Source organism: Methanolobus halotolerans (genome assembly GCF_004745425.1).
Classification (GTDB): domain Archaea; phylum Halobacteriota; class Methanosarcinia; order Methanosarcinales; family Methanosarcinaceae; genus Methanolobus; species Methanolobus halotolerans.
This window is the reverse complement of sequence record NZ_PGGK01000018.1, coordinates 1-13,390: the sequence shown is the minus strand read 5'-3', so window position 1 is coordinate 13,390 and position 13,390 is coordinate 1. Positions and strand designations below refer to the sequence as shown.

At 46.7% G+C, this 13,390-nt stretch carries 9 protein-coding genes; 3 read left to right on the top strand and 6 right to left on the bottom strand.

Annotated features, from left to right (window positions below; translation table 11 throughout):
- Positions 1-50: 50 nt before the first annotated feature.
- The 3 genes from CUN85_RS11700 to CUN85_RS11690 all read left to right on the top strand — a co-directional run bounded on the left by CUN85_RS11700 (position 51) and on the right by CUN85_RS11690 (position 5,774).
- Positions 51-1,433: an FAD-binding oxidoreductase gene (locus tag CUN85_RS11700; RefSeq protein ID WP_135390502.1), complete on the top strand. Its 1,383-nt coding sequence runs from the start codon at positions 51-53 to the stop codon at positions 1,431-1,433.
- Between the two features lie 2 nt (positions 1,434-1,435).
- Entirely contained in the window at positions 1,436-2,497 is a 1,062-nt protein-coding gene (locus CUN85_RS11695; protein WP_135390501.1) for a (Fe-S)-binding protein, read from the top strand.
- Positions 2,498-2,756: 259 nt separating this feature from the next.
- Complete coding sequence (locus tag CUN85_RS11690; protein WP_235856322.1) at positions 2,757-5,774, top strand: CheR family methyltransferase; 3,018 nt, start codon at positions 2,757-2,759, stop codon at positions 5,772-5,774.
- On the opposite strand, the gene CUN85_RS11685 is transcribed toward CUN85_RS11690, so the two are convergent.
- The 6 genes from CUN85_RS11685 to CUN85_RS11660 all read right to left on the bottom strand — a co-directional run bounded on the left by CUN85_RS11685 (position 5,761) and on the right by CUN85_RS11660 (position 12,732).
- The gene (locus CUN85_RS11685; protein WP_135390499.1) at positions 5,761-6,561 is read right to left on the bottom strand and encodes a helix-turn-helix transcriptional regulator; all 801 of its coding nucleotides are present in this window, start codon (positions 6,559-6,561) and stop codon (positions 5,761-5,763) included. The genes CUN85_RS11690 and CUN85_RS11685 overlap by 14 nt on opposite strands.
- Positions 6,562-6,741: 180 nt before the next feature.
- The gene (locus tag CUN85_RS11680; RefSeq protein ID WP_167848873.1) at positions 6,742-7,650 is read right to left on the bottom strand and encodes a hypothetical protein; all 909 of its coding nucleotides are present in this window, start codon (positions 7,648-7,650) and stop codon (positions 6,742-6,744) included.
- Between the two features lie 149 nt (positions 7,651-7,799).
- Positions 7,800-9,653: a YgiQ family radical SAM protein gene (locus tag CUN85_RS11675; RefSeq protein ID WP_135390497.1), complete on the bottom strand. Its 1,854-nt coding sequence runs from the start codon at positions 9,651-9,653 to the stop codon at positions 7,800-7,802.
- 9 nt (positions 9,654-9,662) lie between these two features.
- Positions 9,663-10,298, bottom strand: a complete 636-nt coding sequence (locus CUN85_RS11670) for an MBL fold metallo-hydrolase (protein ID WP_135390496.1) — start codon at positions 10,296-10,298, stop codon at positions 9,663-9,665.
- Between the two features lie 28 nt (positions 10,299-10,326).
- Complete coding sequence (locus CUN85_RS11665; RefSeq protein ID WP_135390495.1) at positions 10,327-11,085, bottom strand: TatD family hydrolase; 759 nt, start codon at positions 11,083-11,085, stop codon at positions 10,327-10,329.
- Between the two features lie 135 nt (positions 11,086-11,220).
- Complete coding sequence (locus tag CUN85_RS11660) at positions 11,221-12,732, bottom strand: 2-isopropylmalate synthase (protein WP_135390494.1); 1,512 nt, start codon at positions 12,730-12,732, stop codon at positions 11,221-11,223.
- Between the last annotated feature and the right edge of the window lie 658 nt (positions 12,733-13,390).

The following is a 13,390-nucleotide window of genomic DNA, read 5'->3' as shown; positions in this document are numbered from 1 at the left end:
GCCTTCACCAAAAACTATAAATCCTTCCCTTTTAGTTAAAAACTGATTCCATGCAAAATACAGTTCTACTTGAAAAGCTGCAGGAGATCGCTGGTAATACAAGGGTTTCCACTTCAACTGCAAATATTTATTGCTATTCATGTGATGCTTCCCAGATAAGGGGAATGCCTGATATCGTTATCCGGCCGGATACCACCGAGCAGGTATCAAAGATAGTTAAACTTGCTTATGAGAATGATATTCCTGTAACTCCCAGGGGTGCAGGCACAGGTCTTGCCGGAGGAGCAGTGCCTGTGGAGGGTGGCATTGTGCTGGATATGTCGTCCATGAACCGTATACTTGAGCTTGACCTTGATAACCTTCAGGTGGTCGTCGAGCCGGGTCTGATCCAGGAAAAACTTAATGCACGACTTGAACCATATGGCTTCTTCTTTCCTCCGGATCCTGGAAGTTCTGCAATGTGCACCCTGGGCGGACTTATTGCTAACAACGGAAGCGGCATGCGATCTGTGAAGTACGGCACTACCCGTAACTATGTGCTTGCCCTTGAAGTGGTACTGGCTGACGGGACCGTGATAAACACCGGTTCCAAAACAATGAAATCAGTGGCAGGTTATTCTCTTACGGACCTTTTCGTAGGTTCCGAAGGAACGCTTGGGATCATAACCAAGGCCATACTGAAAGTAAGGGCTTTGCCCGGGGAGCGTTCGGTCATGCTTGCTTCTTTTGAGAATCCCGAACTTGCCGGAAAGGCCGTGGTGAAAGTCCTCTCCTCGGGAATAATCCCTTCTGCCTGCGAGATCCTTGACAGCAACATTATACAGGCAATAAACGCCTATGATCCGGGTGTAGGTCTTCCTCAGGCGGGAGCTATCCTCCTGTTCGAAGTAGATGGCACTGAGAACTCTGTGAACGAAGGTATCAGGATGATCGAAGATGCCTGCAGGTCTCTGGCAATAGACATCAGAACTGCGGCAAATAAGGAAGAACGTGAAGAGATATGGGCTGCCAGAAGGCTCGTGGGGGCAGCGGTCTCCCGGCTGGATCCTCTGCGTACCCGTGTATATGTTGGTGAGGACATAGGTGTGCCCATAAAGGAAATTCCCCGGATGCTGCATAAGGTGCGTGAGATATCGGAGGAATTCTGCCTGCCGATAATGACTTACGGGCATATAGGTGACGGGAATCTGCACACCGGCATGTGTATCGATATGCTGGAGGATAAGGACTGGGAAAAACTCAACCTTGCGGCTGATAAGATACACCGCACAGCCATCGCAATGGGCGGTACTGTCACTGCCGAGCATGGCATCGGTGGTGCAAGGGCGGAGTACCTTGAACTGGAACTTGGAAAGGCCCTTGATGTAATGATCATAATAAAGAACGCACTTGATCCGAAGGGTATAATGAATCCGGGCAAGATGGGGGTATGAGCATGGATGGTACGGATATGCGCTCTATACTGAAATGTGTCAGGTGCGGTACATGCCGCTCGGTCTGCCCCGTATTTGATGTGGTGGGCTGGGAGTCATCAAGCGCCCGGGGCCGCATGCTTGTAGCACACGGCATTTCAATGGGGCTTGAGGCTGATAAGGATGTGCTCGACTGCCTGAACATGTGTACCACCTGCGGGCTCTGTGAGCAGCTCTGCCCTTCCGGTGCAGCTCCTCCTAAAGTTATCGAGGATACAAGGCATCAGCTAGTTCTGCATGGCAAGATGACCGATTCCCAGAAGGAACTGGCTGACAGGGCAAAGGAACTTGGGAATCCCCTCGGCGAAAAAAAGGAGAGGATGTCCTGGCTTGGTGATTCTGCGAAGGATGTAAGAGAGAAGGCTGATTATGTGTTCTTTGCAGGCTGTCTTGGTTCATACAGGTATCCTGAGCTTACAAAAAGGACATTTGACATACTGAAGAAGTTCGGTGTGACCGTATTGCAGGATGAGGTATGCTGTGGTTCTCCTTTGCTGAGGACAGGTTCTGACCCTCTGGAGCTTACATCGAAGAACCTTGAGCAGATAAAGAAGACCGGTGCGCACACTGTGATCACAGGCTGCGCAGGTTGTTATACTGCACTGAAGAACGATTACCCCGGAGGGCTGAACGTCATCCATGTAACCGAGTTCCTGGCGGACCGCCTGGCTGAGATGGACCTGAAGAAACTTGACCTTAAAGTTACCTATCATGACCCCTGCCATCTGGGAAGGTGCAACGGCGTCTTCGATGCACCGAGGGAGATTATCAGGACAGTGTCCGACCTGAAGGAAATGAGGAGCAGCCGCGAGAAAGCCAGGTGCTGCGGTGCAGGCGGCGGTGTCCTGAAAGGCTATCCCGAACTCTCCCTGGAGCTCTCAAAGAGAAGGCTTGAGGAAATGCCCGAAGGTGTGGATTATCTTGTAACTGCATGTCCGCTGTGCAGGACAAATCTCAAGCGCGGTGAACCGAAGGTTGAAGTGCTGGATATCATAGACCTGCTGGAAATGGCTATGGAACAATAGCTATTTCATTTTTCTGTTGCTTCTGCCTGCAGGAACCCTTCTACAGTTTCTTCATTTCCTGTGTTTTGTTCTTACTCTATATCGACATTCCGGGTGCTATTTGATGCACATTGATATTATCATGAAGTGATCACAAAAAGCAGGATATTTATCTTTGAATGCATTAGAACAAGATACTATATAAGGAATCAATTGAATACTGAATTGCTACTAATTTACATCTTATTTTGTTAGTACTTCAGTGATTGAAGGTTCGAAGGTGAGCATTATAGTCATGAATGAGAATGGTGGAGGCAAGGAACAAACACTATCTTCAAAAGATAAGAACATCTCTTCTTATGCAGATGCATCTTCAGATGCCTTCCGCCACGACGAATTTCCCGTTGTAGGTATTGGTGCGTCGGCTGGCGGATTGGCTGCATTGGAGGATTTCTTTTCCGCAGTACCTGCGGACACCAGCATGGGGATTGCTTTTGTCGTAGTGCAGCACATGTCACCCGACCACAAAAGCATGCTTTCCGAAATTATCAGGCGTTTTACAAAGATGCAGATATTTGATGTCAAGGATGGAATGGGTGTCAGACCGGATTGCGTATATATTATTCCTCCTAGTCATGATATGATTATTATGGATGGCATATTGCACTTGACGGAGCCGGCTGAGGCGCGCGGACATCGTATGCCAATTGATTCTTTCTTCCATTCTCTGGCGTCAGATAAGCATGGGTGGGCCATTGGTGTAGTACTCTCAGGTACCGGCAGTGACGGTACTGCAGGGGTGAGGACTATCAAGGCTGAAGGTGGTATGATTATGGCACAGAGTCCGGAATCCAGCGACTACAATGGCATGCCTCTAAGTGTCATTGACACAGGCCTGGTGGACTATATACTGGAGCCGGCAGAGATGCCAGCTCAACTCCGTGATTATATATCACAGATGTATGTGTCCCAAAAATCTGATGAAAAGCCACGTCCCACTCACAAAATTGAAGATGCGATGCAAATGATCTTCAATGAACTGCTCGTCAAGACAGGTCATGACTTCTCACAGTATAAGCAGAAGACATTGGACCGTCGCATAAGGCGTCGCATGGTCGTCAACAACATCAAGCGTATGGAGGGGTACGCACACTACTTGCAGCAAAAACCAGAGGAAGTGCAGGCACTTTTTCGTGATATTCTGATCAATGTCACAAATTTCTTCCGTAATCCCCGGGCCTTTGAGGTACTTCAGGAAAAAGTGGTTCCGAAACTATTTGAAGACAGATCTCCCGGTACGGAAGTGCGTATCTGGGTTGTAGGTTGCTCCACTGGTGAAGAGGCGTATTCCATCGGCATTCTGATCCATGAACATATGGAAAAGTCAAAGCAGAATTTCAAAGTACAGATATTCGCCACTGATATTGACAGCAGAACCATCGAACGTGCCCGCAAAGGTGTCTATCCGGGCAGCATTTCTTCCGATATCTCGCCTGAAAGGCTGGAGCATTTTTTTACTCATGACCCCAAAGCCAATACTTACACCATCCAGAATAATATCCGTGAAATGATCATTTTTTCAGAACAGGATGTGATCAAGGATCCGCCGTTCTCCAAACTTGACCTGATCAGTTGTCGCAACCTGTTGATCTATATGAACAAAGAAATGCAGAAGAAGCTCATTCCTATGTTCCATTATTCACTGAATCCGGGCGGATTTCTTTTTCTTGGTTCTTCCGAAAGCATTGGGGAATTCTCAATGCTTTTTGATACCTTAGATCGACAGTCCAAATTATATCAAAGCAAGGACGTAAATGGTGACTATCGCCATTCGATGGGTAAATTTTTCCCCTCTCCTGTGGGAATTGAAAACCCTCCTCGGGTCTCTGATAAACATACTAGTGGAAAAAGACTCCAGATGCGTGAACTGGCTGAAAGGAAATTGTTACAACAATACGCTCCGGCAGGTGCGCTGATCAACGAACGGGGTGATATCCTCTATCTTCATGGACGTACTGGCCTGTATCTTGAAATGGCACCCGGGGAGCCTGCTCACAATATTCTGAAGATGGCCCGCGAGGGACTGCGGCCGGCATTGACCACTGCCCTGAGCAAAGCAATGATCAGTAAAGAACAGGTAACACGTTCCGGAGTCAGGGTAAGGACCAACGGCAACTTCACAACAGTTAATCTGACACTTCGGCCTGTGGGAGAATCCATTGATCAAAAATTGTTCATGGTCACTTTTGATGTACCGCCAGAGTCCGGGCAGAATCATGGTCAGGTGACAGAAGAGAGCATTGTTGAGAATATTTCGGAGGAGGATGAAAGCGTTTCAGCTCTCAAAGAAGAACTGAGAACCATGGAAGAATATCTCAGGGCTTCTAATGAAGAACTGGAAGTTTCGAATGAAGAACTGAGGTCCTCCAACGAAGAGATGCAGTCAATGAACGAGGAACTGCAATCCACGAACGAAGAACTTGAAACCTCCAGGGAAGAATTACAATCAGTCAACGAGGAACTATCCACTGTCAATAATGAACTTCAGGCCAAGGTGGCAGAGCTTTCAGAGGCCAATGAAGATATGAACAACTTGCTGGCATCTACGGGTGTGGGAATTGTCTTTGTAGACAATCAGCTACGTATCCAGCGCTTTACCCCTGCCGTAACAAAGGTTCTGAACCTGATCCCTTCAGATGTGGGAAGGCCTATAGAGCATACCGTTTCTAATTTTACAGACTATGATAATCTGATACCGGACATAAAGTCCGTGCTTGATAGCCTGACTCCTAAGGAGGTAGAAGTCCATACAATCAGTGGCGAATGGTATACTGTAAAGATGCGTCCTTACAGAACAAATAAAAACACCATTGAAGGCGTAGTTATCACATTTCTGAAACAGACAGAGATCCTGCGTCGTCTGGCTGCGGTGGTAAGTGATTCAACTGATGCTGTAACATTACTGGATAAGGAGGGGCATATCCTCGCCTGGAATCCTATGGCTGAGAAAATGTACGGCTGGAGTGAAGCAGATGCGTTAAAAATGAATGCCAGCAGAATGGTTCCGGAGGATAAAAAAGAAGAATTCCTGGACACGATGAAGAAACTTGGTAAGGGCGAGATCCCTGAGCCATACAAGACACAGAGGGTCGCCAAAGATGGGCGCATCCTAGATGTATGGGTGATAGCAACTTCTTTGGTTAACGAAGATGGTGAAATGTATTCAATTGCGACCACTGAGCGGGAGATAGAATCCCATGACCGGCAGAAAGATAACAATAGAGCTAAACCTCAATAATAGGCACAGATTGCCGCCTATAATATTCGAATAGCTCTCTGCCCCACTCAAGAGCACCCGGACCTGAAAAAGATATACTTTTGTTATCATGCACACCTTTCAGTGTTAATAGTCTGAACTTAATGGATTGGCCCGCTACAATAAAAGAAGTGAACCCAGGGCTTTCGGGATACATGTAAATAGAGATAAGGTCCAGGTCTATTAGTTCTTTAAAGTCGTCATAATATTCCTGTTTAGCCTTTTCATAAACTTCTTGGGTTATAATGACTGATACTTCCGTAACATGATCTATCATTTCCATATAGAAATCGTGGAATGTTGGATGCAGGGCTGATGTGATCTCTAACCACTCGTGTGATTCCAGGGCCTTTCCAAGAAATTCCTTATCAACGTCATAGAAATCCTCTGCAGAGACCTCCATTACTTCGCCTACCCCAATTTGGGATAATTTTTTTAAAAACAATGGCGGAATGAAATCGATAAAATGGGTCCCAAAATATTCACAATTCCCTCCAAACATCTCAGCAGTGGACAGAAAAGATACCATTTCCTCGACAATCAACTTTCCGATCGTTGTTAATTCATAAGTATCCTGGGACTTAAATATAAGATGATTTTCTCTAAGTATCTTTATCTGGGGAAGCAACGCTGACCTGGTAGTATCCAGTGATTCAAAGAGTGTTTCCATTTTCAGGGGGCCTTCCTGCAATAGCAAAAGTATGTTTTTCCTTTTGTCGGATGCAAGTAGTACTTCAGTAATCTGCTTTTTCATCAGTTTTATTCCCATAGCCCGATAGCAAGCTCGGGTTATATCTGTATTTTATCGGACAAATACATTTCATGCCTAGTATGGCCAGCCTGTCTGGTACGGCGATAAATCTTTTTTCCGTTTTGTCCGGCCGGCTAACGTTCTTTAAGTTTGTCCTGTTATTAATTAATCGGTCAAAATCAGAACATACAGTCCGTCTCAGCGGGAACCTCCGTTTAATTTCCTTCCGATAGCCAGGATGGCCAGGGCGCTCAAAGCAATCAATATCCCGAACCCGGGTGCAGCTACAGGCTCGGCTTCATCAGTGGCAGGGTTCTCTTCTTCCTGCTCAACTGGCATGGAATTCATGGCCTGCTCCTCTGACACATTTGTAGTTTCAGAGAACTCTGCCACAGGTTCAACATATCCGTTCATCTCCCTGAGCTCTGTATAATTGACATTGAGCCTGTTGATGACCAGTGTGGTCGGATAGTTTCCCCCGTCTACATCAGCCGCCAGGACTTCGTAGGCCAGGGATGATCCGTCTTCTGACCAGTAGATGCCATAGATGGCCGAACGGTCCCATTCCATTGGAGTGTACTTGGAGCTCTCTTTATAGAAAGGAGTAAATTCCCTATGCAGCAGTTCATTTGTTTGCGCCGAGCAGATATCGATGACATATTGTCCGTTCCTGCCATTTTCACAGGAGACAACCTTTGGTGCCGCATACATTTTGCTATCAGGAGAAAAAGCGACTGCATAATAACCCATTGTGCTTACATCTTTTATTTTGATTTCCCTGCCTGTCAGGTTATTGTTGATAACGTATTCCTCTATCCCCATCCCCGAAGCAGTTGATAGTGCTTTCATATATACTGAAAAATTGTTGTCCGGGCTGACAGTTGTCCTTGGTGTCAATTTGTGATGGATCTGTATCTGTGAATGTTTTCCGTCTTCGCCGGAAGTCGCCATTTCATGTGCCTCCAGGCTATCAGGATTCGTATATGAGACCGAGTAAAAATCATCTTCATCTATGCTCTCATCCACACTCGCCACAGGACTCCCCATTGCGGTGCAAATGTGGAAAAAGATAAAAACCAAGCTAAGTAACCCCACTTTTACAATCATATGTGTACCTCCCACTTGTACATTATAAATGTACACTATAACTGTGTCGAACGGATTTAAAAGGTTAACGTTTTCATCCCGTTCAGATAGTTATTTTTCAGGGCTCTATTCAAAATATTATTCAAATTTCCGGATAATTCTTCACAGATCTACCAGCCACTCTTTCCTCTCTTTTTACGCCCGATGAGGCAGTTCCAGGTGTTGCCTGCAAGGTCAAGTCTTTCGGCGCGCTTCAATCCTTCGTAAACCAGATTGTAGTTAGCAGGTTCCCTATAATGCAGCATAGCTCTCTGGATGCTCTTCTCCTTCTGAGAAGTTGCCACGTATATCTTCTTCCCGGTGAACGGGTCCAATCCTGTGTGGAACATACATGTTGCAGATGTCATGGGGGTAGGTGTGAAGTCCTGGACCTGTTTGGTATATCGGCCGGTGTCCCTTATGTATTCTGCAGTCTCGATCATATCCCCGAGGGTGCAACCCGGGTGGCTTGACATGAGAAAAGCTACAAGGTACTGGTCCTTGCCAAGTTTTTTGTTAATCTCTTTGTATTTCTGCTCGAATCGCTCGAACAGACCTCTATCTGGCTTTTTCATTACATCGGTCACGCTGTCGCAGTAATGCTCGGGTGCAACCTTTAGCTGCCCGCTGACGTGATGGGCACATAGCTCCTCCATGTACTCCTCATCAAGCAGCGCGAGGTCATAACGTACTCCGTAACCAACAAAGACCTTTGAGATGCCGGGAAGTTCCCTGAGCCTTCGCATAAGCTCTATGAGTTTCTTGTGGCTGGTTTCAAGCGAAGGGCATGCTTTTGGGTATATGCATATCCTGTCCTTGCAGACACCCTTCTCTTCCCAGTTCCTGCAGTCCATACCATACATGTTCGCAGACGGGCCGCCAAGTCCGTTGATCGTGCCTTTGAAACTCCTGATGTTCCTGAACCCTTCCGCTTCTCTCAGTATGGACCCGATACTGCGGCTGCGTATCATCCTTCCCTGGTGAAGGGCAATGGCGCAGAACGAGCATGCTCCAAAGCAACCTCTGTGAGTATTGATGGAGAATTTCACCATGTCAACGGCAGGGACCGGCTCTGTATATGATGGATGTGTTTCACGGGTGAAAGGAAGCTCATACACATGGTCCAGTTCTTCGGTTGTCAGGGGGCGCATTGGCTTGTTCTGGACTATCACGGTCTTCGGATGGACCTGTATGATGTCGTGGCCGCGTATATGGTCCTGTTCTTCGTAAACCTTTTTGAAAGCCTTTGCATAGAGTTCCTTGTCTTTTGAGACCTCGGTGTACGGCGGGATCTCCATGCGTTCCCTGAGCAGTTCCTCGCGATCATCTTTCCATTTCCTGATCTCCATCTTCCAGGCGGTCCCCTCAATATCAGTAATATCCGATACATGAGTTCCTTTCATGAGCCTGTCTGCTATCTCCAGTATCTGGAGTTCTCCCATGCCATACACGAGAATATCCGCAGGTGCGTCTGCAAGTATGGACTGGCGAACCTTATCAGACCAGTAATCATACTGGGCAAAGCGACGCAGGGAAGCTTCAATTCCGCCGATGACCTGGGGAACCTCCGGAAACGCTTCCTTCAGGCGGTTGGAATAGACTATAGTTGCCCTGTTTGGCCGAAGTCCGGCTTTGTTTCCGGGGGAGTATGTGTCCTCATGGCGCAATCTTTTTGAAGGGGTGTAGTTGCTGACCATGGAGTCCGTATTTCCTGCACTGATGGCAAAGAAAAGACGTGGCTTGCCAAGTTTCCTGAAATCCTCTGCATCATCCCATTTAGGCTGTGCGATAACCCCTACCCGATATCCTGCATCCTCAAGCACCCTGCCTATGATACTTGTTCCAAAACCGGGGTGGTCAACATGGGCATCCCCTGTGATAATTATAACGTCAAGTTCGTCCCAGCCTTTGTCCTTAGCTTCTTCAAGGCTCATAGGCAGGAACTTCGAATAATCTGAATTTCTGTTTCTTTTACTCTGTTTCATGATACGTCCTTAGAGTATGCTTCTGGACATGCGCAGGGATGACTGGATCTGTGTATTAACATCATTCGAGGTCACTTCACCGTGTCCGGGATAAAGTGTCTTAACATCAAGCTTTATAAGCTTGCCAATGGAATCAGTGAGCTGCGAGCGGTTCCCACCTTCAAAATCAGTGCGTCCTATACTTCCGTTGGGAAATATTGTGTCCCCTGAAAAGAGGCTCTTTGAATTTTCCTCGTACAGGCAGATCCCTCCCGGAGTGTGTCCGGACGTGTGGATCACTTCCAGCTCTTCATCATTGCCTATGGGTATCCTGTCTCCTTCGCTGAGCAGAATGTCAGGTTCGATGGACGGTGCCCTGTGTCCGAACAATGCGGCAGCACTTATATTGTCGTTTTTCAGGAGAAGTGCATCCTCCTTGTGGATCGCTATATCTGCACCACTCAGGCGTGCTATCTCCTGTGCTGATGCAGTATGGTCATAGTGACAGTGAGTAAGTATGATCAGTTCAAGGTCCTTTATATCTATGCTCTTTCCTATCTCTGCGATCAGTCCCCTGGTATTCATTCCCGTATCGACGAGGACCTTTCCGTTGATAAGGTATGAATTAGCATCGTAGAGACTGGTGTTAAAATGTTTGACCTGCATGTTAAATCTCCTTGTAGAAAAGATGGATTCAGAGCTCAAATGCCCTGCGGGTATTTTGTATTGTCGCCATGGCTATTTCAGTTTCATCGACTTCTTTTAATTGTGCTATCACCGGTACGGAATCGCGTACGAATGTCGGCTCGTTCCGGCCTTTTCTTGGCGACAGGTACGGGCTGTCGGTCTCTATGAGCATGTTCTCAAGAGGCAGGTTCTGTGCTATTGCTTTGTGGCTCTCTGAGAAACATACAAGTGTTGGCACAGATACGTAGTGTCCTGCGTCAACTATTTTATGCATGGTCTCGAGCGAGCCGCCATAACAATGGAAGATCACCCGGTCCAGGTCCCTGCTCATCTTAAGTGCGAGCTCTTCGCCGTCCCTGCCGTGTATGACCAGGGTCTTGTTATACCTGTCTGCGAGTTCGATGACCTGGCTGAACACATCTTCCTGCCGCTTTCTACCGGCAGCTGTCCTGCAGTAATAATAATCAAGTCCTGCTTCCCCTATTCCCACAGCTTTGCCGATATTGCGCTCCATTTGCGAGAGTATCTGCTTTATCTTCCCGTCGTTTGCGTCAGGTACCATCTGGGGGCTGAGTCCCAGGGTTGCGTGGATGAAATCATATTTCCGGGCAAGATCAAGGGAATTTGCATTGGTTCTATAATCTATGCCCGAGTTTATCATCCCGACCACGCCGTTGATTTTCGCTCTCTCGATGGTCTTGTCCCGGTCCCTGTTGAATTTGGGGAAGTCCAGGTGGCAATGGGAGTCTATCACTTCGTATCTCATGTGCGATCAATTAAGGTCTTGTTCTAAAGATATGAATCATTATTGTTCATCATTAAGAGAAAAGGATTTCGAAGTATGTCCTGTACAAAAAGAATTCAAGAACCGTTAAATCACGATCCTTGCGATCTTGAATTTTTACTGCATGCTCCAGAGCTTTTTCTTTTCCAGGAGTATATTGATGGCGGTGATGAGCGCATCCACCGATGCTGTGGCAATATCCGCACTTGCAGACTGTGCACTGACAACGCGGCCATCCTCATCCTCTACGGATATGGTAACCTCTGCAAGGGCATCACTTCCACCAGTTATTGCTTCAAGGCTGAAGTCACGCACTTTAACTTTGGTGTATCCGCCGATCATCTGCTCCACAGCTTTGAGGGCAGCATCTATTGGTCCTACTCCGAAGTTCGAGGCAATTGCTTCTTCATTACCGATCGTTGCCCTGACCACGGCTGTTGGTGTTGTGAGGTTGCCTGTCATCACGGAGAACTCTTTGAGTATGATGGTTTCCTGGCCGAGGTTCCTTCCAAGGACTGTCGATGCAACAGCGTGAAGATCCGCATCGCATATGCGTTTGCCTTTGTTCGCAATGTCTTTAACTCTGGACAGTATCTCGTCGAGTTGTTCATCGGTTGTTTCGATATCCATGTCTCCAAGTGACTTCTTGACAGCATGCCTGCCTGCATGTTTGCCAATGACGATACGGCGTTTGTGGCCCACCATTTCGGGAGTCATGATGCCAGGTTCGAACGTATCTGACTGCTCGAGGACTCCGTGTGTATGGATGCCTGATTCATGGGCAAATGCGTTATCACCCACAATCGGGGTATTGGGTGGAATATGTATACCTGTGTAATTTTCAACCATCTTTGAGGTCTCAAGCAGATATTCTGTATTTATGTCGGTCTTTGCACCGTAGATGGAATGGAGGGACATGACAACTTCTGCGAGATTTGCGTTGCCTGCACGTTCTCCGATTCCGTTTATGGTGCACTGTACCTGGCTGGCACCTGCCTCTACGGCCATAAGGCTGTTGGCCACTGCAATCCCGAAATCATTGTGACAGTGTACATCGATAGGGATGTTCACTCCATTGTATACGTTCCTGACCAGTGTATACATCCCGGAGGGTGACATCACTCCTACGGTATCAGGTACGTTGATTATATCGCAACCTGCGTTTTCAACAGCTTTGAAGATCTCCAGGAGGTAATCAAGGTCTGTCCTTGTCGCATCCATTGCAGAGAACATGCATTTGACTCCATGCTCCTTGATACGTTCGACAGCGTCTACTGCCATTGTAACAACTTCTTCTCTGCTCTTCTTGATGGTGTGTATTCTCTGGATGTCAGATGTTGATACAAAAGTGTGTATCATATCTACTCCACAATCGATGCAGGCGTCCAGATCTTTGGGGAGGACGCGGGCAAGACCACAGACATCAAGCCTGAGCCCTTCGCTGGCAATAGCTCTTACATTCTGCCTTTCTCCCATGGACGATATGGGGAATCCGGCTTCGAGAACATCCACGCCAAGTTTATCCAGCTGTCTGGCAATCTTGAGTTTCTGTTCGTTCGTAAGAGATACGCCGGGTGTTTGTTCACCATCGCGTAGTGTAGTGTCAAAAATAGTCTTGCGTTTGTTTATTAGCGTTTCATCGCTGTAAAAAGCGATCCCTCAGTTCGACAGTTGGATTCATATTGATCAGTTACGATTAAGATTGATTGTATAAAAAATCACCGCTGGTAAATTTATTAATGAATTAAAGGTTTACTTTGATGGCTTATATGGGTTATAGGCCAATCATACAAAACTTTATATAATAGAGTATCCTTTTAGGGCTGCTTCTCTTTGCAGGAAATGGCGCACGAGTGCGTCAGAAGATGATTTCGGAGAGATGTATGGTTGAAGTACTAAATATTTCAACGATTGATCTTTGATCAGGGTGCAAGTATTTTTCTATTATCTGTAATGGAAACTTATATATACAATTGCATCATTTATATGTTTCCGCGTATTTGTACGCGGAAAAAAAGACTTCAAAAAAGGTCCGGGCATGTCTTTCGACCATTCAGTCGGAAGGTATATATAGCATCGTGGTCTTTTAGGGGTCCTCGCGAAATGCGGGAAACAATTACAATCACCGCCTTATAACAAGTGGAGGCAGGAGCTATTTCTTGTCTGACGTTGGATTTGGCAGTTCGGTTAATTCTGACCGGTAGTGTACTATATACTACAAAAGGAATTAGCCAAACTAATGTGCAGAAAGGAAAATTCTCTCAAATAGAATTTCTCCGATCGATTC